The sequence below is a fragment of the Dactylosporangium vinaceum genome, assembly GCF_019904175.1.
Lineage (GTDB): Bacteria > Actinomycetota > Actinomycetes > Mycobacteriales > Micromonosporaceae > Dactylosporangium > Dactylosporangium vinaceum.
Genome location: NZ_CP061913.1, coordinates 1738453 through 1759739, shown reverse-complemented (window position 1 = coordinate 1759739; position 21287 = coordinate 1738453). Strand labels below are relative to the sequence as shown.

Genomic DNA, 21287 nt, shown 5'->3' with positions numbered 1-21287 from the left:
GCCCACATGGCCGTTTCAATCCGTCGCGTCACCGCACTCGTCGCCGCCCTGGCGATGCTCGGCACGCTCCAGGCGTGCTCCAGCAAGCCGCCGGACGACTCACTCAAGACCTTCCTGGAGGCCTGGCAGAAGGGCAACATCGCCGGCCTGAAGTTCCTGAGTCCGGACGGTAAAGCGCTCTCCGGCGACGCGGCGCAGAAGCTGTGGACGACTGTCGCGGGCGACCTGGCGGCCAAGCCGCCGACGCTTACCGCCAAGGGCGCGCCGGTGGTCAAGGACGACAACAGCACGTCGGTCGTGCACGTGGCCTGGCCGGTCGCGGACTCGTCCTGGGAGTACGACACCACCGTCAACGCCAAGCGCGTCGACAAGGAGTGGACGGTGGTCTTCGACGCCAAGACCATCAATCCCAAGCTTGAGGCCACCGACAAGCTTTCGATCCGCAAGACGGCCGGCGCCCGCGGCAGCATCCTCGACGGCTCCGGCCAGCCGATCGTGAGCAGCAAGCCCGTCGTGATCGTCGGCGTGCAGCCCCGCTCGATCACCGACATCAACATCGTGGTCAAAAATCTGACAGACGCGTTCTCGGCGGCGAAGGTCGACGTCGACGTGTCCGGCCTGCCGGCCAAGGTGAAGGCGGCCGCGCCCGACGCGTTCGTGCAGATCGTCACCCTCCGTCAGGAGGTCTACGACCAGATCGCCAACAAGCTCAACTCGACGCCGGGCGTGATCACCCGCAAGTCGACCCAGTCCCTGGCCCCCTCGGCCCAGTTCGCCCGCGCCCTGCTGGGCACGACCGGCGAGGTGACGAAGGAGATCATGGACAAGAACCCCGGCAAGTACCAGGTCGGGGACGTCGTGGGGCTGGCCGGCCTCCAGCAGAAGTACGACTCGGTCCTGCAGGGCAAGCCGGGTGTGAAGGTGATCGTCTCCATGCCGCAGGGCACGCCCGACAAGGAGCTGTTCACCACCGATCCCACCACCGGCACCGGCATCAAGATCACTATCGACCAGGGCATGCAGAACGCGGCCGAGCAGGCCCTCGCCGGCGAGCAGCGGCGCTCGGCCCTGGTCGCCATCCGGGTCAGCACCAACTCGATAGTCGCGGTGGCCAACGGCCCGGGCGCGGCGCCGAACAACTTCGCCCTCGTCGGGCAGACCCCGCCCGGCTCGATGCTCAAGACCGTCACCGCCCTCGCGGTGCTGGACAAGGGCATGACCGGCGAGTCCGTCGTGGCCTGCCCGAAGAACCTCACGGTCGACGGCCGCACGTTCAAGAACTCCCATGACGAGGAGCTGGGCAACGTCCCGCTGCGCACCGACTTCTCCAAGTCGTGCAACACCGCGTTCGCCTCGCTCGCACCGCAGATCGCCCCGGACGGCCTCGGCAAGACCGCGGCCACGCTCGGCCTGGGCATCCCGTGGGACCTCGGCGCCGACGTGTTCACCGGCAAGATCTCGGTGAACGGCAGCAAGTCCGAGCAGGCGGCGGCCGCGTTCGGCCAGGGCACCAACCTGGTCTCCCCGGTCGTCATGGCGGCCGCGGCGGCCGGCGTCGCCCGCGGCCAGTGGAAGCAGCCGCAGCTGGTGCTCGAACCCGCGCCGAAGAGCCCGGCCGCCGACGGCCCGCAGCTCAACCAGGCGTCCCTGGACGCGCTGCGGCAGATGATGCGCGAGGTCGTCACCGAGGGCACGGCCAGCCAGCTCAAGAACCTGCCGGGTGACCTGCGGGGCAAGACGGGCACGGCCGAGTACGACAATGACCCGGCCCACACCCACTCGTGGTTCATGGGCTACCGCGGCGACATCGCCTTCTGCGTGTTCGTCGAGAACGGCGGCGCCTCAACCGCGGCCGCCGTCCCGATCGCCGGCAAGTTCTTCCAGACCACCGGCTGATCCAACCCTCACGCTCAGCCCGCGGTCTCGTCCTCCTCAACCGGAGTACGGGCCGCGGGCACCACATCCGTCAACGGCGACTCGGGCAGCTCCGCCCCGTCCCGCCGAGCCGCCTGCGAGGGCACGAACGCCCCGTTGCGCGGCCCGAGCCCGCCCGGCCCGACCGAGTCCCTGGGCAGCCCGTCCAAGGACAAGGCGCTGTTCCGGCTGTACCCCCTCAGGAACCACGCCGGCTTCTCAGCCCTCGGCACCGGCCCATCCCGCGCCGGCTCGACATCATCGAGCGAGCCGACAACCCCGAAGTCGGCCCCACCCCGCCCGTCGAGGACCGCGAACTCGTCGACCCCGAGCTCCTCAGCCTCAGCCCCGTCGGCTTCGTCGTCCTCCACCTCGATCGGCGCCGGCTGATCGGCGATCCAGATGCCCGACAATTCGGAAATGTCGTTCTCGTCGGGCTGCCCGGCACCCGCCGGCTCACCAGGGCCCGGGCCACCACGCAAGCCGAAGCCCGCCGCCGACTCCTCGCGCCCGCCCGAGAACCCCGCCTCACCCTGCTCACCACCACCCGAAAGCGACTCGCCCCGCTCACCACCACCCGCAGACCACCCACCGCGCTCGGCACCGCCCACAGACGACTCGTCGGGCTCGACACCGCCCACAGACCACTCGTCCTGCTCGGCCCGGCCCGCAGGCGACCCATCGTGCTCGGCACCAGACGCAGACCACCCATCGTGCTCGACACCGCCCGCAGACGACTCGTCCGGCTCCGCATCGGACGCCGGCAGCCCGGGCGCAGGAGATAACGGCGCAGACGCGGACGACTCGCCCCACGCCGCACTTGGCGCGACCGAGTCATCCCCCTCCTCGCTCGACGCAGACGACTCACGCCACCGAGCACCGGGCCCGGGAGACGACGGCGCGGAAACCGGCGCAGGCGCGGCAACGGGTGCGGCGGTAGGCGTCGGCGCGGCGGGCGGCGGAACGGCCCTCAGCGTGGGCTCGGCCGGCGTGACCGGCTCCGGTGCCGGCTCGTACGGGGCGACAGGCTCCAGCGGCCGGACGGACGCGGGCGCCGACCACGACGGCGTGAAGGACTCGGGGGCCGGCCGCGACAGGGTGGCCGGCTGTGGTGGCGACTCGATCGGCGTGCCGGACTGAGGCGGCGACGAGGTGGCGGGCTGTGGCGCGGGCGGCGTGACAGGCTCGGGCGGCGTGACGGGCTCGGGTGCCGGTCGGGGTGGGGCGACGGTCGGGGGTATCGGTCTGGCCATGGGGGTGAACAGGGGCGGTGCGGAGATCGGCGGGGCCGAGATCGGAGCCGCGAACGGCGGCGCCGAGATCACCGGGTCGGGTGAGGCGGCGACCAGGGCCGATGACGTGATCAGCGGCTCCAGCCCGGCGACGAGCACGTCGGCGACCTCGGCCGCGTACTGCCCGTCGGGGTCGTAGTCCGGGTCGAACACCGTCACCTGCGCGCCGAGGCAGCGCTGGTCGGAGACCAGGCCGGAGATGAGGATCTCCAGCTCCCGGTAGGCGATGCCGCCCACGTCGGGCGCGTCGACGGCGGGCATCACGGCCGGGTCGAGGACGTCGACGTCGATGTGGACCCAGAAGCCGGCGCAGTCGCGCAGCTGGTCGCGGGCCCACTGGGCGGACCGGGCGGCCCCGTCCGAGCGGAGCTCCGGCACGGCCCGGGCGACGATGCCGGCCGCCTGGAGGTCGAGGCGGTACTCGTCGTGGGTGCGGATGCCGAGCAGGGCCACGTCGACGTCGCGGAAGTACGGCCGGCGCTGTTCGATCGAGGCGAGGTTGGCCTGGCCGCGGCCGGTGGCGAGGGCGAGGGCCTCACCCGCGGCGGCGCCGACGTAGGAGGCGTTGCCCTCGTGGCGGAAGTCGGAGTGCCCGTCGACGTAGACCAGGCCGATCCGGCCGCCGGCCTCGTGCTGGAAGCGGCGCATGGCCAGGCCCGCGCCGAGCAGGATCGAGCAGTCCCCGCCGAGCACGAGCGGGAAGTCGCCGGCGCCGAGCACCGAGCCGATGCGGTCGGCCAGGCGCTTGACGAAGACGGCGATCTCGGCCGACTGGGCCACACCGTCGCCCGGCTGCCACCCCGCCGGGTCGTACCGCGGCGGGGTGATGCAGCCGGCGTCGCGCGCGCCGAGGCGGGCCAGCAGGTTGTGGTCGCGCAGTGCGCCGGGCGCCTTGGCGCAGCCGGGCACCGAGCTCGCGGTCGGTGGCCGCAGGCCCAGGTTGCTCGGCGCGTCGACGACGGCGATCCGGCGCACGGCGGGCGCCTTTAGAAGAGCGCGCTCGCCAGAGCCCGGCGGGCCTTGGCGACCGCGGGGTCGTCGGGGCCGGCGACGGTGAACAGCGAGACGAGGTGCTTGCGCACTGTCTCGCGGTCGTCGCCCGCCGTGCGGCGGATGAGGGCGACCAGGCGCGCGTACGCCTGGTCGGCCTCGCCGGTCAGGACCTCGACGTCGGCCGCGAGCAGCTGCGCCGCGACGTCGTCCGGGGCGGCCTGGGCCGCGCCGAGCGCGCCGGCGATGTCCACGCCGTCGGTGCGGCGCAGCAGGCCGACCTGGGCCAGGCCGGACTCGGCGACGATGTCACCGGGGGTCTCGTCGAGAATCTTGCGGTAGGCCGCCTCGGCCGCCTCCAGGTCGCCCTCGGCCATGGCGTCGTCGGCCGCGAGCATCCGCGGGTCCTCGGGCTGCTCGACCTCGACGCCGGCCGCCTTGAGCACCGCGTCGATCCACTGGCGCAGGTGCGGCTCGGGCAGTGCCTGGTTGAACGCGTCGACGGGCTGCCCGCCGACGATCGCCACGATGAACGGGATGTTCTGGATGCGGAACATCTGGGCCAGCCGCGGGCTGGTCTCGACGTCGACCCGGGCGAGCACCCACGCTCCCGCACTCTCGGTCGCGAGCTTGACCAGCAGCGGCGAGAACTGCAGATCCGGCGCGCTGCCGGCGACGTAGAAGTCGATGACGACCGGCACCGTGAGCGAACGCTCGATCACGTCCGCCTGGAAGGTGGCCTCCGTGACCTCGATCACGTTGGCCCCCGCAGGGGTCGCCGGAGTATCGGACGGGGCGGGCCGCTGCGCGGCGGCCGTGTTCCTCGCGGCCAGGGCGCCGAGGTCCACCGCCCCGCGGGTGAAGATCGACTGAGACTGGCGTGGGTCGGTCATGGCCCTAGTTTTGCACGTGCCCGTGGTGATCTGCCGCAAGCGACCGGTCGGATCCACCCGCCACCAGTGTCACGGACCCGTCGATGTGCTCGACGGTGAAGAGCGTTCCCGGCGGGAAGTCTCCAAGAACCTCCGGCGGCAGCTGTACCGTGCCGTCTCCCGCCACCACCGCGAAGTCCTGCCCGTCGCGGCCTTCGGCGCCGACCCGCCCGTCGCGGATGGTCACCGCGCGCCCGAGCCGGGTGCCGACGTCGCTGTCGTGCGTGACGACGACGATCGTGGTGTTGCGCTCCCGGTTGACCGTCTCCAGGGCCTCGAGGACCTCGTCGCGGCCGTGCGTGTCGAGCTGGCTGGTGGGCTCGTCGACGAGGAGCAGGCCGGGGCCGGCCGCGATGCCGACCGCGAGCGCGGCCCGCTGCCGGGCGCCGGGAGCCAGCTCGTCGATCCGGGCGCGGCCGAGGCCGGGCAGGCCGACGAGGTCGAGGATGCGGTCGGGGTCGTCGAGCTTGATGCCCTCGGTGCGGGCGGCCCGCCGCTGGGCCAGCCAGATGTTGCGGTGCAGCGACGCATAGGGCAGCAGGTTGCGCGCCGCGCCCTGCAGGACCACGCCGATCTCGGTGCCGCGCAGCCGGGCGATCTCGCCGTCGGAGAGCTTGCCCATGTCGTAGGTGCCGATGTTGACCCGGCCGGCCGACGGGCGCATGAGCCCGGCGAGCAGCGCGATGAGCGTCGACTTGCCCGAGCCGGACGGCCCGACGAGCGCGAGCGTCTCCCCCGGCCCGATCGACAGGTCCACACCGGCCAGGGCAACGACGTCACCCGCCTCGGCCCGGTAGATGTGCACGACCCGCCGGCAGGCGACCGCCAATCCGTTCACCGCGTCCCCATCCCTTCAGCCCTCATCGCTTCGCTCAGCCTCACCGATCGCCGGCGTTCGGCGCTCACCACGTCCGCCTCACCCTCGACACGATCGGCGATGACCACCCCGCCGGGACGGTCGCCGCGCGGGCGCGACGCCGCGGTGGGTGTCGCGCCTTCCCCGGTGAACCGGCCCATTGTCCCCGCCCCTATCGCCGGCGCTGTGTCGCGGATCGCAGGCGTATCCCGGCGACGACCGCCGCGACGACGAGCAGCGCCGAGCCCGCTGCCCAGGCGACGGCGACCGGAAGGGGTGACGGCCAGTATGACGCCGTGAAGCCCTCCGGGTTGTCACTGAACACCGGAAGATACTCGCGCACCACGAGCCAGCTCGCCAGGGCTGCGAACGGTGCCAGCACCGCGGCCGTGCCGACGAGCGCCAGATATCCGTTGGCCGCGGCGTCGCGGCGGGCGATGCCCTGGGCCCGCAGCGCCCGCAGCTCACCCGCGCGGCGCAGCCGGTCGAGGCTCGAGACCAGCCACAGCGCGCCGACGGCCAGGATCACCGCGAGGATGCCGGCCATCTCGTGGAAGCGCAGCGCGATCGCCGGCCCCTGCTCGTCGAGCACGTCGCGGACCGGCCCGATCGACCGGTCGCCGCTCACCGTGATGCCCTGCTTACGCAGCTGGTCCACGACGTCCGCGGGCGCGTTCGGGCCGAGGAAGATCTGGGCGTACTCCGTGTCACCGCCGTCCGTGGACAGCCGCTCGGCGTACTCCATGTCGACGATGCCGCCGCTGTAGCCCAGCCGCGGCACGGTCTCGACCTCGCCGACGATGTCGATCGCCTGCCGCGACTCGTCGAAGCCCGTCATGTGGTCGCCGACTCCGGCGGTGCGGGCCGCGATGACCGGCAGCGGGCTCGGCACGTCGGTCGGCAAGATCTTGAAAGCGGTGTCGGCGCCCTTGTACCCCGAGATCGTCGCCCGCAGCCCGTCCTGGACGCCGGCCAGCTCGGGCACCAGGAGCTTCGGCCCGGGCGTCTCCGGCACCCGCCAGTCGTCGGCCCGGGCGAACGCGGCCTCGTCGACGAGCTTGTCACCGTGCTGGCTGAGGCTGTGCACCACCATGTCGGCGTCGAAGCCGCGGCCCTCCGGCTGCTCCAGCTCCAGCGCGGCGAGCCGGCACTTGTTGACGCACATCGGCAGGTTGCGCACGTACGTCTGCCGCCCGGCGACCACCTTGCCCAGGTCCACCCGGCCGACGCCGGTGCCGTCCTCGGGCACGACGACGGCGACCCAGTGCACCCGGAACGCGTCGCCGAGGCTCGTGATGGTGACGTCGAGGGCGAGCTCCTTGTTGTCGACGATTATCGAGTCGCGCGGCGTGCCCGGGTGCAGCAGCTCGTGGGCCTGCTCGGCGGACATCTTCGGGTCGCTCCACAGCGACGCCGACGCCAGCGCGCGGCTGTCCACGGCCAGCATCGGCGGCACGTTGTCCTCGGAGACCGGCAGCATCGCCGTGGCCATCGCGAACTTGCCGTCCGGGTCGACCGCGCGGACCTTGGCCAGCATCGAGGACCGGCTGAGCGGGTCGACGCTGAGCACCCGCGGCGCGCCGAGCTCGACCTGGGCCCGGCGGGTGCGGGCGTCGCCGGCCGCGCCGGCCGCCGTCGCGGCGAAGACGGTCAGGCCTATCGCGACGACGAAGAGGGCGAGGATCCGCTGGGTGCCGGGGCGCCGGGAGAGCGCGTAGGCGGCCAGCATGGGCCCGATCCGCCCGCGGCGCGCGGCCCGGCGGCCGATCACCTCGGCGATCGGCAGCACCAGCCGGGCCGCGACGAGCGCCACCGCGATGACCACCGCGGACGGGGCGACGAGCGCGAACCCGGTGAGCCCGCCGCCGCCCCGGCGCAGCTGGACGACGGCGACGACGGCCAGCACCACGACGACGACCTCGAACACCGGCGCGTTCCAGCGCGAGGCCCGGCTCGGCACGTTGCGCAGCAGGTCGACGGTCCGCTTGACCAGCTCGGCCCGCTGGGCCAGCAGTGCGGCGACGAGCACGCCCGCGAGGGAGACGAACGCCCACAGGTTGAGGCCGGCCCCGATCGGCACGTCGGACGAGGCGCTCAGCAGCAGGTACGCGGCCAGCCGGACCAGGTAGTGCCCGAGGAAGAAGCCGGCGACGGCGCCAGCCAGGATCGGCACGATGCTCTCGCCGGCCGCGAGCCACCAGCGCCGCGAGACGGTGATGCCGCGCAGCGAGAACAGGCCCAGCTCCAGGCGCCGCTCCTGGGTCGCGGCGGCCACGGCGATGAAGAGCACGAACCAGCACAGGAGCACGAGGGGTACCGCCGCCACGGGCACGACCTGGGCGACGAGGCTCCGGTCGCCGTCGATCCGCTTGAGCAGGTTGGGCAGCCCGGTGCTGACGACCGGCCGGCCGGGCAGCGCCTCCAGCTTCTCCTTGCCGGTCTGCACCTGGGCGTTGATGGCGTCGAGCGACTCCCGGCTGATGGCCGAGTCGTCGATGACGACGTCGAGGGCCTGCTTCTCCGGGCCGTGCTGCGGCACCGCCTCCAGCGTGAGCCGGCCGGCGAACATCGGCTCGGTGGTGTAGCGGTTGCTGGCGCGCGGGTTGAAGTAGTCGAGGTCGGACCAGTACTGCTCGGACTTGTTCAGCGGCTCGTAGGTGCCGACGAGGGTCAGCACGAGCGGCGGCCCGGCCGCGACGTAGTCGCCCTCCCCCGAGATCTTCGCGAACGTCGCCGGGAACGTGGCCCCGACGCGCAGCTTGAGCTTGTCGGCCTGGGCGGGGCTGAGGATCACCTCGGTCTCGCTGATGAAGCAGCGCCCGGCGGTCATCCGCACGTGCGCGCAGAGGTCGTCACGGTAGACGAACCGCGGCGCGATCTCCGCGCCGTCCGGGGCCGCCGGCTCGATGAGCGTGTCGAACTCGGTGCTGAACACGCTGCTGAACCCGTTGCCGGTGAACAGCTGGGGCAGCACGTTCTCGAAGTCGCGGTCGGTGGGCGACGGCGAGGTCCGCCGGGCCTGCACGACCCGGTCCCCGACGGGCGCGGACTGGACCTCGCTGTGCACCACGGCCCGGTCGGCGGTCGCGGAGTACACCGGCGCGCTGACGGCCGCCGCCAGCGCGAACACCGACAGCAGGAACGCGGTCAGGGCCTGCCCCGGCCGGGCCCGGACCATCGACAGCACGAGCCCGATCACGCCGCCACCTCCGCAAGCTCCGGTGCCGACGCGAGCACCCAACTGTGTCCCTGGTGAGGGGCCTCCTCGCTGCGCTCGGAACCCCTCACGCCGCCACCTCCGCAAGCTCCGGTGCCGACGCGAGCACCCAACTGTGTCCCTGGTGAGGGGCCTCCTCGCTGCGCTCGGAACCCCTCACGGCTTGCTCCAACCGTCGGCGAAGTAGGGCAGGACGTCGCCGATGTAGGCGCGGATCACGGCGGCCAGGATCAGGCCGAACACGAGCGAGGTGATCGCCAGCACCAGGTAGCCCTCGCGGCCCACCCGCGCGACCAGCCGGGCCGGGGCGCCCTGGGCCCGCAGCGCGCCGAGCTCCCGGGCTCTCGGCCTTCGCTCGACGGCGGCGACGACCGACACGGTCCCGATGGCCAGGATCAGCCCGACCATCGCCGAGAGCAGCATGAACTGCAGGGTCAGCGGCGGGCCGAACGAGGCGTACTGCTTGGTGACGCCGGCTATCGAATCGTCGCCGAGCACGAGCAGCCCCTGGTCCTGCAGCCGCTTGACGATGTCGGCCGGTGCGCCCGCGTTGAGCCAGACCTGCAGGGACTCCCCGGCGCCGAAGTCGGCACCGAGCCGGTCCGCGTACTCCAGGTCGAGCAGCACGCCCTTGGTGCCCAGCCGGGGCAGGGCCGGGACGATGCCGGCGATCTGCTCGGACATCGAGACGGAGCCGAAGCTGACCCGCTGGTCACCCACCAGCCGCGTCTGCAACTTGGTGGCGCGCAGGCTGGTCAGCGGGGCCGGGGTGTCGATCGGGTACACGCCCGGGTCGCTGATGCCGCTGCTGCGGATCGGGGCGACGCTCAACTGCAGCCCGTCGGCGGCCGGGCCGGCGATGAGGTTCGGCGGGTTGCCGTTGACGCCGAGGCGCCACCGGGTGCGGTCGACAAGCTGCTCCTTGCTGAGCGCCGGCCGGCCGCCCGCGGTCATCGCGTGCACTGTCAGGTCGACCCCGGGCCGGGCCGCGAAGAAGATCTTCTGGTCCTGGGTGGTCTGCGTGATCTGCAGCGAGCTGAGCCGGCACCCGGGCGCGGCCGCGCAGCCGGGCAGGGACGCCTTCAGGGTCTGCTGCCCCTCGGCGAGCGGGCCGAGGCGCGCCGCGACCCGCGCACCCTTCGGGTCGGCCAGCACGACATCGAGGTACACCAGACGGCTCGCCTCTGTCGTTGTGAAGTGCGTCGTCAGATCGACGGACAGGTCCCCGCCGGTCACGGTGATCGGGGCGGGCGCCTCGGGGTGCAGCAGCGCCGCCGTGCGCTCGGCGCTGAGGCCGTATTCCGGGCGCCAGGTCGCCACCTTGGCCAGCCGCGGGCTGTCGACGAGCAGGACGCGGTCGTTGCCGCTGAGCACCGACTCGACCGCGGCCATCGCGTGCTCACCGCCCGGGTCGGCCGCCCGGACCGCGGTGAGCAGGGCCAGACGGTTTTCGGCCCGGACGGTCAGCACCCGGTCGGCGCCGACCTCCATCTCGGCCCGGGTCTCGCCGGCGACGCGCCCGGTGTTCCAGGTCAGGGCCGAGGTGGTCAGCAGGGCCACGGTCGCGATCATCAGCGCCGCGAGCCGGTGGACGCCGGGGCGGCGGGCCAGGTAGATGGCGGTGAGCGCGCGGGCCGGGTGCCCGTGGCGCAGCGCACCCTCGACCATCCGGCTCGCGCTGAACGTGATGACGCGGGCCGCGACAAGCGCGAAGGCCAGCGCGGCGAGCCCGGGCGCGAGCAGCGCCAGGCCGGCCGCGTCACCCGACGCGCGGTTCTTGACCTGCCAGACCGCGACGATCGCGAGCGCGACGAGCAGCAGGTCGAACAGGTCGCGCCAGACCCGGGAGCGGGCCGAGGCCTGGCGCAGCAGCTCGGACACGCTGGAGGACAGCGCGCGCCGCTCGGCCAGCAGGGCGGCCAGCAGCGCGCCGAGCACGGCCACCGCGGCCGCGCCGACGGACAGCTCGGCCGCCTGCGCGTTGACGCCGGCGTCCTTGATGGTGCCGGTGACGGCGGTCGCGGCGGCGTACCCGATCGGCAGCCCCAGCACCGCCCCGGCCAGCATCGGCAGGGCGCTCTGCCCGCTCACCAGGGCCCAGGTGCGCAGCCGGGTGGCGCCGCGCAGCTTCACCAGCCCGATGTCCGGGCGCCGCTCCTCGCCGGTGTACTTGACCGCCAGATACAGGGCGAACCAGCACAGCACGAGCAGCTGGAACGCGCCGACGGGCACGCCCAGCGACACGAGCCGGCGGTCCCGCTCGACCTTGTCGATCGTCGCCGGGAGCTGGGTGTTGAGGGTCAGCCGGTTGTTGCCGGCCTCGACGGTGGCCCCGGCCATGCGCGCGGCGACGTCCTCGGGTGCGTTGTCGACGAGCAGCGACGGCTGCGCGACCATGTCGACGGCGGTGCGGATGGAGACGGTGGCCAGGCTCTTGTCGAACAGCGCGGGTGCGGACAGCATGGCGTCGTCGACCGGCTCGGTGATCTCCGGGGCGGCGCTCGTCGGCAGCGACTTGGCGACGAGGTCGTTGTTGCTCGTCCAGAACGGGGCGTTGGCGTTGTCGGGCCGGTAGACGCCGACGATCTTCAGCTCCAGCGGCCGGGGCAGCCCCGACGCGGCGTAGGAGAGCGTGTCGCCGGCCTTGACCCGCAGCCAGCGGGCGGTGCGGTAGCTGACCGCGACCTCGTCCGCGGCGGCCGGGCACCGGCCCTCGAAGGTCGCGTGGGTGCAGGCGTCGGTGCGGGCCACGAGCTGGGAGTCGGTGCTGCGGGCGTCGGTGCCGCCGGTGGCCGCGCCGCCGCTGGACTTGCCGCTGCCGGTGGTCGCCTGCCCGGAGAGGTACGCCTCGGTGTACGTCACGAAGCCGGGCAGCCCCACGATGCGCTGGGTCAGGTGGGCGGTCGCGTCCAGCTGCGCCTCGACCGACCCACCCTCGACCACACCCTCACCGATCGCCTCGAGGGACCGCTCCTGGATCGGGGCGCTCTCCACGTGCCGCGTGGCGATCCGCTCGGTGGAGGCCAGCACATACCAGGGCGACGCCGCCGCAGCGGCCGCGGCGAGGGTGCTGAGCAGCACCAACGTCAGTGCCTGGACGCGCCGGGCACGCAACGCTGCGAGCACGAGAGCCAGCAAAGCCCCTCCCCCGTTGGTCAAGGTCGTCGTTAGAAGACCAGCGGGGGGTGAAGCCGGTTGCGGTCTTGTATTGCGGTTCTGTAACGCGGTTATGGTTCAGAAACGGGCGGGTTCGCGGTAGATGCCCCACTCGGCCTTCAGCGCACCGCAGATCTCGCCGAGGGTCGCCTCGGCCCGGCACGCGTCGAGCATCGCGGGGATCATGTTCTCCCCGCCCCGCGCGGCCGCGACCATGCGCTCGAGCCGCTCCTTGACCGCCGCGTTGTCGCGGCCGGCCCGGCGGGCGCTGAGCAGCCGGTTCTGCTCGACCTCGACCTCGTGCGAGACGCGCAGGATGTCGAGGTCGCGGGTGACCGAGCCGGTGTGCACGTTGACGCCGACGACCCGCTTGTCGCCCTTCTCCAAGGCCTGCTGGTAGATGAAGGCGGAGTCGGCGATCTCGCTCATGAACCAGCCGTCCTCGATCCCGCGCAGGATGCCCGCGGTGATCGTCCCGCCGCCGTTGGTGTCGTTCGCGCCCATGTCGCGGATCCGCTGGAAAATGGCCTCGGCCTCAGCCTCGATGCGGTCGGTGAGGGCCTCGACGTACCAGGAGCCGCCCAGCGGGTCGGCGACGTTCGTGACCCCGGTCTCCTCCATGAGCACCTGCTGGGTGCGCAGCGCGATCTCGGCCGCCTCGTCGGTCGGCAGCGCCAGCGTCTCGTCGAGCGCGTTGGTGTGCAGCGAGTTGGTGCCGCCGAGCACGGCCGCGAGCGCCTCCACGGCGGTGCGCACGACGTTGTTGTACGGCTGCTGCGCGGTCAGCGACACGCCCGCGGTCTGCGTGTGGAACTTGAGCCACAGCGCCTTCTCGTTCGTCGCGCCGTAGACGTCGCGCAGCCACCGGGCCCAGATCCGCCGCGCGGCCCGGAACTTGGCGATCTCCTCGAAGAAGTCGACGTGGGCGTCGAAGAAGAAGCTGAGCCCGGGCGCGAACGCGTTGACGTCAAGGCCCCGCGACTGGCCGAGCTCGACGTACCCGAACCCGTCGGCCAGGGTGAACGCGAGCTCCTGCGCGGCGGTCGAGCCCGCCTCCCGGATGTGGTACCCGGACACGGACAGCGGCTTGTAGCGCGGGATGTTCGCTCCGGTGTACTCCATCAGGTCGCCGATGAGCCGGAGGTGGGGCTCGGGCGGGAAGAGCCACTCCTTCTGGGCGATGTACTCCTTGAAGATGTCGGTCTGCAGCGTCCCGTCCAGCTTGCTCAGGTCGGCGCCCTGCCGCTCGGCCGCGACCAGGTACATGCAGAACACCGGCACCGCCGGCCCGGAGATGGTCATGCTGGTGGTCACGTCGGCGAGCGGGATGCCGTCGAAGAGGATGTCCATGTCGGCCGCGGAGTCGATCGCCACGCCACAGTGCCCGACCTCGCCCAGCGACTGGGGCTCGTCGGAGTCGCGGCCCATGAGCGTCGGCATGTCGAAGGCCACGGAGAGCCCGCCGCCGCCCGCGCCGAGCAGCATCTTGTAGCGCGCGTTGGTCTGCTGGGCGTTGCCGAACCCGGAGAACTGGCGGATCGTCCAGGTGCGGCCGCGGTAGCCGGTCGGGTGCAGGCCGCGGGTGTAGGGGTATTCGCCCGGCCAGCCGATCCGCTCGAACCCGGGCACCTCGACGCCCTCGGGCGGCCCGTAGACCGGCTCCACCGGCGAGCCGGACAGCGTGGTGAAGTCGGCGTCCCGCTTGCGTGCATCGTCGTATCGGCGCTGCCAGCGGGCGCGCCCCGCGGCGATGTCGTGGGCGTCCATACCCACGATGCTAGCGGTCCACCTGAACGATCGCTAAGGTCCCGCGCCGGATCCCCGGCGCGGGCGCGTGCGGTACCCCCTCAGGCGGCTTTCGGCTCTTTGTCCTCATCGTCCACGTGCACGTCGTCGACCACGATGTCCACCGCGGTGACCTCGAGTCCGAGGAGGTTCTCGACCGAGGTGATGACCTGGGCCCGGACCTTTTCGGCGACGGAGTACACGACGTAGCCGTACTCGATCACCAGCGTGACCCGCACGGTCGCGTTGCGGCCCTCGAGACGCACGGTGACGCCGCGGTTGCCGTTCTCCTTCTCGTCGTCGCCGAGCCCGATCCGGTCCCGCACGGCCGCGAACACCCGGGCGACGTCGCCGCCGAGGTCGTACACGCCCTCGACCTTCCGCGCGGCGATGCCGGCGATCTTCTCGACGACCTCGTCGGCGATCGTCGTGGTGCCGCGATCCGCGGTCAGCTCGGCGTTGTTGCGCAGCCGGTCGACGACCTGCGACGCGACCCGCCCGGACGCGGCGGCGGTGCTCGTCGCGAACTCCCCGACCCGGTCCGCGGTGGTGGAGGCGAACGCGCCGACCTTCTCCGCCGCCTCGTCGAAGCGCGACTGCTCCTGCTCGGGCGCGCCGCCCTGCGACGGTACTGTCACACCCGACGCCGGCTCGACCGTGGACAGTGCGTCACCGGTCAGATCGGGATCGTCGATGTCGGTGCGGGCCGGAAACCCGGCCGTGGTCTCGCTCATGCCGTTCTCTCCCCATCGTCACCCAGGTCCTGAAAACGACGCGAGCGTACTCGCGAATCAGGCCCCGTAGGTCGCCTGAGTCACAGCGAAGACATTCCGGTGCCCGACGCTCTCCTGCAGCGACCAGAGCAGGTCCGCCGAGTCCGCATCCTCCCAGTAACTGATGCTCTCCCCGCCGCTCACCCACGCGTACGTGTGCGCCCCGTCGGCCGGCGTCCAGTAGTACAGCTGCTTGGAGCCCGAGGAGTTGAACCACCAGCGACCGTTGTGTGAAGCAACGCCGTTCAGCCTGTACCAGGGCAGCTGCAGCGCCTCCGAAGCGCTCGTGGCCGCGGCGAAGGTCGTCGCGCCCGCCGCGAACGGGAACCGCACGGCCCGCGGCGCCCGGTTGGGGTAGTCGGTGCAGCCGGACGCGCACGTGTACTCGTTCATCACGATCGACCGGCTGACCCGGTCCAGCGAGATGCTCGACCAGGCAAGCGGCGTGCCGGACGTCGTGGCCGCGGTGACGGTGCCGACCTGGGGCAGCACGTAGGCGTAGTTGTGCGCGTAGTACGTCGACCCGTCCGCCTGCCGCCCGATCTGCTCCGCGCTCCCGCCGGTGTCCGTCTTCAGGATCTTGCGCATGTCGAACACGCGCATCCCGTGCCCGGTGTCGGCGACGTACAGGTAGTCCCCGTACCACGACACCCCGCCGGCATGGACCTTGACGTCCCGGAAGTTCGGCGCGGCGGCGGTACCGGTCGCCTCGACGAGCAGGATCTTCCGGTACTTGTTGGGGTAGGTGGCGTCCCAGTCGACGAGCGTGATCCGGCTGCGCGCGGACGCGCCGTCGCAGCCGTCCTTGGTGTACCAGCTCACGAGCACCAGCTGATGCCCGTCGTAGTTGCCACCGTTCGCCGTGCCGACGGCATCCCGGCTGGTGGTGATGCCCTGCGGGTAGTTGGCACAGTCGCTGTTGTCGCCGCTGTCGAACGTGAACCCGGTCTGGTATCCGGCCACGCCGAGCGAGTCAGTGATCGCACCACGGTCGTGGTTGGCGTTGTCCATGACCGTGTGCACGGCCGCCGTCCCCAGCTTGGCGACGAGCGCGCTGTTGAGCTCGTCGTACCTGTGGTAGTCGGCCGCGAGCGTGAACTGCCCGGCCGGCAGCACCGCGGGCCCGGCCGCCGCCAGCGCCTCCGGCACCGCAACGACCCCGACCCCCAGCGCGGCGACCGCAGCCGCGACGAACATCCGTTTCCGCATGCCGGACCTCCCGTTTCAGGCATTCACAAACGTCGCTCACCATACGCTGTGATTGCTCCCGAGAAGTCCCCCGGTGCCCGGATCGCGGGCCTTGTCCGGCCCGCGGCCCCAGCCACCGGCCCCGGCCACCGGCCCGGTCGACCGCGGCAATGCCGGACGCGCGGTCGACCGGCTGCGCGTGCGGCCTCAGCCGCGGATCAGCTCGGCGGTGCCGTCGGAGAGGTGCAGTTCGCGGTCGCAGGCGGCCGCGGCCTCGGGGTCGTGGGTGGCGAAGACGACCGCGGCGCCGCGGCGGGCCTCCTCCTGCAGGAGCTCCATGACCTTCTGGCGGTTGGTGGCGTCCAGCTCGCTGGTGACCTCGTCGGCCAGGAGGATGTCGCCGTGCAGGGCGATGCCGCGGGCGATCGCCGTGCGTTGCTGCTGGCCGCCGGAGAGCTCCTCGACCAGCTGGTCGGCCTGGCCGGCCAGGCCGAGGCGCTCCAGGGAGGCCACGGTGGCGCGGCGGGCGTCGGCCGGGGGCGAGCCGCCGGCGATCATGGCGACCTGGATGTTCTCCTGGGCGGTGAGGATCGCGGCCAGGCCGTTGTCCTGGGGGATCAGCACGACCCGCTCGGCCACGGCGTGATCGCGGTCGCGCAGGGGGGTGGCGTCGACCGAGACGCTGCCCGCGGCCGGGCGCAGCAGGCCCGCCATCGCCCACAGCAGCGTCGTCTTGCCCGCGCCGGAGGGTCCCGTCACGGCCAGGATCTGGCCCGGGGACACCACGACCGACACGTCGTTCAGGACCGGGTGGTCCCGCTCGTACGCGACCGTCACCCCGTCGACCGTCAGCGTCTTCACTGCACACCCTCCACGTTGGCTCGAGCCGGGACCAGCAGCACCGTGCCGTCGGGCTGGGGCTCGACGCCCACCAGCGTGCCCGGCGGCAACATGCGCAGCACGTCCTGCGGCAGATGCACCGTACCGTCGCGGCCCACGACCGCGTAGTCCTCTCCGCGGCGCCCTTCCGCTCCGACCCGGCCGTCGCGGATGGTGACCGTCCGGCCCATCCGGCGCCCCACGTCCGGGTCGTGGGTCACGACCACCACGGTCGTGCCCGCCCGGCGGACGGCGTCGAGGGCCAGCAGTACCTCGTCGCGCGCCCGGGTGTCGAGCTGGCTGGTCGGCTCGTCCGCGAGCAGCAGGCCCGGCCGGCCGGCCAGTCCCACGGCGAGCGCCAACCGCTGACGCTCACCAGGAGAGAGTCTTTGCGGGCGCTGCCGGTTGCGTCCGCGCCCCGTGAGGCCGACAGTCGTGAGCACCTCGCGCGGGTCGGGCAGCGACCGGCGCCGCTCGGCGGGGACGCCGCGCTGGGCGAAGCGCACGTTCTGCTCCGCGGTCAGGTACGGCAGCAGGTTACGCCCCGCCCCCTGCAGCACCACCCCGACATCGGCCGCCCGCATCGCCTGGAGCTCGGCCGCAGTGGCCCGCACCAGGTCGTGCTCGCCGACGGTGAGCCGCCCGGCCGACGGCGCCAGCAGCCCGGCCAGCAGTGCCAGCAGCGTGGACTTGCCCGAGCCCGACGGCCCCAGCAACGCCACCGACTCGCCGGCCGAGATGTCCAGATCAACCCCGGACAACGCCACGATGTCGTACCCGTCCAGCCGATAGATGTACACCAGCCCCCGGCACACCACGCTGAGCCCCGCCGTCACTGCGCACCGTCGCGAAGCCGCAGCGGTGTCGCCCGGCTCAAGAGCCGGAGGACGAAGAGCACCGTGAGCGACAGGCCGAGCACCGTCAGCACCACGGCGACCGGCAGTGCGCCGAGGGCCGGCTCGTAGGAGAACGAGCCCGCCGGTTCGCCGACCGTCACCAGCGGTATCCCCGGCAGCATGACGAGCGCGCCGGCGATCCCCGCGGCCAGGCCGACCAGGAGCGGCAGGCCCAGCAGCGCCCGGTACTCCCGGAGCACCGCCCGCCGCAGCTGCCCGGCCCGCACCCCGGCGACCCGCAGCGCCGCCATCTCGTAGAGGCGGGCGCGCACCCCGACGTACGCGCTCAGCAGCACCACACCGAGCGCGAGGAGAATCGCCGCACCCCCGGCCAGCAGATACAGCCACAGGCCGAGCGCGGGCGCGCGCCGGGCCAGCCGGTCGGTGACGCCCGCGATCGACTCCGTCTGCAGCACCTGGATGCCCTGGGTGCCGAGGCGGGCGGCCAGGTCCGCGGGCGCGCCCGCGCCCGCCCACACCTCGTAGCGCAGCGAGCCATTGTCGGCCAGGCTGGAGCCGCGCTCGGCCATCCGAGTGGCGTAGTCGAGATCGAACATGACCGCGCGGCGGCCGGCGCGCGGGAGGCTGTCGGTGCGGGCCGCGACCGTGAACGGCTGCGGCTGGTCCGAGAAGCCCGGCAGCTTGAACGCGACCGCGCGGGCATCGTCGGTCGGCGCCCCGCCCGCCAGCACCGCCGGCAGCGCGTCCGGCGTGTCCACGTGCTCGACCACGGCGTCGGCCGGGTCGGCCCCGGAGACGTCGACGCCGAGCGCCGCGCCCGCGCGCACGGCGACTGTCGCGCCGGCCGCCGCGGGCCGGGCCTGCCAGCGCCCGGCCACGTCGAATCCGGCGTCAAGGGGTCCGGCGCCCGTCGCGAGGGAGCGCACGGCCACCGTGACCGCATACGGGTCGCTGCCGCCGGCCGCCCGCCCGACCGCCAGCCCGATGAGCCGGCAGTCACCGGCGCATCCAGGCAGCGCCGCGTGGTACGTCCGCGTGCCCTTGGCCAGCGCCCCCAGCGTCACGGTGCGCGGCGGCCGGCCCGGGTCGGCCACCACGGCGGCCAGGCGGAGCGCGGGCCGGGCCGGCAGCGCGTCGACTGTCACCTCGGCGCTGAGGTCCTTGCCCAGCGTGAGCGGCTCGGCCGCCGCCGGATGCAGCCGGGCCGCGATGCCGCCCACCTGCTCGCGGGCGTGCCCGCGCCAGGCCGCGACGTCGGCGAGCCGGTCGGCCTGCACGCCGAGCAGCTCCACGGGGCTGTTGTCGAAGCGCTGGCTGGCCCGGACCACCGCCATCGAGTGCTTCGAGGGGTCAGCCGCGGCCACCGCCGCCTCCAGCGCGCCCGGGTGCGCGGCGTTGACCGTGTACACCCGCTCGGCCCCGACCGCGTCCTCGGCCACGTCGCCCCGCGCCCGCGCGGCCACGTCCCACGCGGTCGCGGCGAACGCCAGCAGCGCGACAGCCACGGTCACCACCACGACGAGCCGCTGCCCGCCCGGCCGCCGCGACAGCTGCGCCGCGGACAGCAGCGGCACGATCCGCCCGCTGCGCCGGGCCAGCCGCAGCCGCGCGGCCGACCACAGCCCGAGCAGCCGCGCGGACGCGATCCCGAGCACCAGGGCCAGCAGCGGCGGGGCAAGCAGCGCCAGCGGCGCGGCCCGGTCTCCGGCGGCCGCGACGAGACTCGCCGCGGCCAGCGCCACGACCACCCCCTCCGCCGCGCCCGCGCGCCAGCCACCGCGCACGGGCACTCGCCGCAGCAGCCCCAGAACCGGCCGCGCGAGGGTCCGCCGCGCGGCCAGCAGCGCCGCGACGACCCCGGCCACGAGCGCGATCCCGGCCGCCGCGAACACCGGCCACCGCACCTCCGCGTGCACCCCGGGCGCGAGCAGGGTGCGCGCCGCGAGCTCGACGAGCCCGAACCCGGCCCCCAGCCCGACGGGCACCGCCGCCGCCGTCAGCAGCAGGATCTCCCCGAGCCCGAACCGCGCCGCCCGCCCGGCCGGATACCCGCGCAGCTTGGCCAGCGCGATCTCCGGCCCCCGCTCCTCCGTGAGCGACGCGACGAGCAGGAAGAGCACGAACCAGCACAACAGCAGCGTCGGTACCGCGATGACGGGCGCCGTCCGCGCGATGGCCCCCTGATCCAGGTCGATATCGCGCAGGACCGACGGCAGCGCGCTCGTCACCTCGAGCTCGCGCCCGCGCAAGTTGTCCGCGAGCGCCTGCAGGTCCACCCGCAGCCCCGCGACATCATCGAGGTGGACCCGGTCGCTTCGCAGCGGGTACTCGAGCCGCGTCGCCAGGGTCGCCGTCGGCTCGGCGCGCAGATCGTCCTCGGTGAGGCTGAACAGCGCGTCCGCGCGCTCACCCTCACTGTCGGCGCCCGCACTGAAGTAGGCGGTGCGTCCCCAGTAGGGGGAGTTGGGGGCTTTTGGGGAGTACAAACCGGAGATCTTGAAGCTTTTGTCCTTGCCACCCGTGACCGGCCCCAGGTGGACGGTGACGAATTCGCCGGGTTTGAGATGGTGCGCGTCGGCGGTCCGGCGGCTGACAACGACCTCGCCCGGGTTGTCCGGGCAGGCCCCGTCGATCTCGAGCTGCCGGCAGACGTCCTGGCGGAAGGCCAGCTTGCCGCCGGCCTCGGCGTAGGTGACCTCGGTGTCCATGGCCGCGACGGGCCGGTCGAGCCGCTCGTTGAGCCGGCCGTCCTTGTCGAGGGCGGCGTTCACGGCCAGCCGGATCTCGGCCAGGTCCATGTACGCGGCACTCTCTTTCGTGCCCGTAGCCCCCACGGTGAGCCCGGTCGCGTCGGTGGACGCGGCCGCGAGCCCGTCGGTGAGCACGGACTGTTGCGCAGCCCTGCTGTACGCGGGCACGAGCACAGCCGCCGTGGTGGCCATGACGGCCAGCAAAAACACCACGAACGACCGCCCGCCCCGATACCTGATGCCACGCAACATGACGGTCCACGCCGTCACGCCTGCCCCCAATTGCTGATCAAGCCGGAAGGTTGACGCGCAGACCTTAGCTGAGCTGTGCTTCTTTAACACCAGCCAGAGGCCGACGCCCTTCTCTGGGCCCCCTTCCAATCCGGCCGGGGGAGTTATGGCTACGAATGCGCTGAGTCCTGGACCACACCAGCGGGTCGCCACCTCAAACGGGACCGGCCCACGCTCGACGCCGGTTCGGGGCGCGGCCGTATAGGGGGTCTGAGCTGGAGCCCTCCTGGAGCGAGCGGGGAGGCGCCGTTTTCCCACGCCCGCACAAAGCGACCACACCTCCACGCGCGGACGCGTCGAGAACCGCCCAAACAACCACGCACCGGGCCAATCCCGAGGTTGCGCGACGACAGGCCCCCGACCAACGCGCGGACGCGAAGCAACACACGGACAGCAAGCAACGCGCG

General features: G+C 73.0%; 11 protein-coding genes and 1 pseudogene. 1 reads left to right on the top strand and 11 read right to left on the bottom strand.

Annotated features, from left to right (window positions below):
- Nucleotides 1–6 precede the first annotated feature (6 nt).
- A complete protein-coding gene (locus Dvina_RS07640; protein WP_223101644.1) occupies nt 7–1896 on the top strand; it encodes a penicillin-binding transpeptidase domain-containing protein in 1890 nt (629 codons plus the stop codon).
- 1157 nt (nt 1897–3053) lie between these two features.
- Here the strand turns inward: Dvina_RS07640 and Dvina_RS54070 are convergent.
- The 11 genes and pseudogenes from Dvina_RS54070 to Dvina_RS07585 form a co-directional block, all read right to left on the bottom strand.
- Nucleotides 3054–4181, bottom strand: a pseudogene (locus Dvina_RS54070) (arginase family protein); the annotation flags it as partial.
- 11 nt (nt 4182–4192) lie between these two features.
- Nucleotides 4193–5089: a tetratricopeptide repeat protein gene (locus tag Dvina_RS07630; RefSeq protein ID WP_223101642.1), complete on the bottom strand. Its 897-nt coding sequence runs from the start codon at nt 5087–5089 to the stop codon at nt 4193–4195.
- A gap of 4 nt (nt 5090–5093) precedes the next feature.
- The gene (locus tag Dvina_RS07625) at nt 5094–5966 is read right to left on the bottom strand and encodes an ABC transporter ATP-binding protein (protein WP_223101641.1); all 873 of its coding nucleotides are present in this window, start codon (nt 5964–5966) and stop codon (nt 5094–5096) included.
- Between the two features lie 190 nt (nt 5967–6156).
- Nucleotides 6157–9183 (bottom strand): ABC transporter permease, encoded by a 3027-nt coding sequence (locus Dvina_RS07620; protein WP_223101640.1) that lies wholly within the window; start codon nt 9181–9183, stop codon nt 6157–6159.
- A 174-nt stretch (nt 9184–9357) separates the two neighbouring features.
- Complete coding sequence (locus Dvina_RS07615) at nt 9358–12327, bottom strand: FtsX-like permease family protein (RefSeq protein WP_223101639.1); 2970 nt, start codon at nt 12325–12327, stop codon at nt 9358–9360.
- Nucleotides 12328–12435: 108 nt separating this feature from the next.
- Nucleotides 12436–14124 (bottom strand): coenzyme B12-dependent isobutyryl-CoA mutase large subunit, encoded by a 1689-nt coding sequence (gene icmA / locus Dvina_RS07610; protein WP_223101638.1) that lies wholly within the window; start codon nt 14122–14124, stop codon nt 12436–12438.
- Nucleotides 14125–14204: 80 nt separating this feature from the next.
- A complete protein-coding gene (locus tag Dvina_RS07605; RefSeq protein ID WP_223101637.1) occupies nt 14205–14876 on the bottom strand; it encodes an Asp23/Gls24 family envelope stress response protein in 672 nt (223 codons plus the stop codon).
- 57 nt (nt 14877–14933) lie between these two features.
- A complete protein-coding gene (locus Dvina_RS07600) occupies nt 14934–16124 on the bottom strand; it encodes a hypothetical protein (RefSeq protein ID WP_223101636.1) in 1191 nt (396 codons plus the stop codon).
- A 186-nt stretch (nt 16125–16310) separates the two neighbouring features.
- Nucleotides 16311–16964 carry an ATP-binding cassette domain-containing protein gene (locus Dvina_RS07595; RefSeq protein WP_223101635.1) on the bottom strand — a complete coding sequence of 218 codons (654 nt, stop codon included), beginning with the start codon at nt 16962–16964 and terminating at the stop codon, nt 16311–16313.
- A complete protein-coding gene (locus Dvina_RS07590) occupies nt 16961–17818 on the bottom strand; it encodes an ABC transporter ATP-binding protein (RefSeq protein WP_223101634.1) in 858 nt (285 codons plus the stop codon). Before Dvina_RS07590 ends, Dvina_RS07595 begins: the two co-directional genes overlap by 4 nt.
- Nucleotides 17815–20781 carry an FtsX-like permease family protein gene (locus tag Dvina_RS07585; protein WP_223101633.1) on the bottom strand — a complete coding sequence of 989 codons (2967 nt, stop codon included), beginning with the start codon at nt 20779–20781 and terminating at the stop codon, nt 17815–17817. The genes Dvina_RS07590 and Dvina_RS07585 overlap by 4 nt, the downstream gene beginning before the upstream one ends.
- Nucleotides 20782–21287 lie beyond the last annotated feature (506 nt).

What these genes read in the sequence shown, in the direction of transcription:
- Dvina_RS07585 (WP_223101633.1), bottom strand. Translation starts at nt 20,781, where the DNA reads ATGGCCACCACGGCGGCTGTGCTCGTGCCCGCGTACAGCAGGGCTGCG.
- Dvina_RS07600 (WP_223101636.1), bottom strand. Translation starts at nt 16,124, where the DNA reads ATGCGGAAACGGATGTTCGTCGCGGCTGCGGTCGCCGCGCTGGGGGTC.
- Dvina_RS07605 (WP_223101637.1), bottom strand. Translation starts at nt 14,876, where the DNA reads ATGAGCGAGACCACGGCCGGGTTTCCGGCCCGCACCGACATCGACGAT.
- icmA (WP_223101638.1), bottom strand. Translation starts at nt 14,124, where the DNA reads ATGGACGCCCACGACATCGCCGCGGGGCGCGCCCGCTGGCAGCGCCGA.
- Dvina_RS07630 (WP_223101642.1), bottom strand. Translation starts at nt 5,089, where the DNA reads ATGACCGACCCACGCCAGTCTCAGTCGATCTTCACCCGCGGGGCGGTG.
- Dvina_RS07640 (WP_223101644.1), top strand. Translation starts at nt 7, where the DNA reads ATGGCCGTTTCAATCCGTCGCGTCACCGCACTCGTCGCCGCCCTGGCG.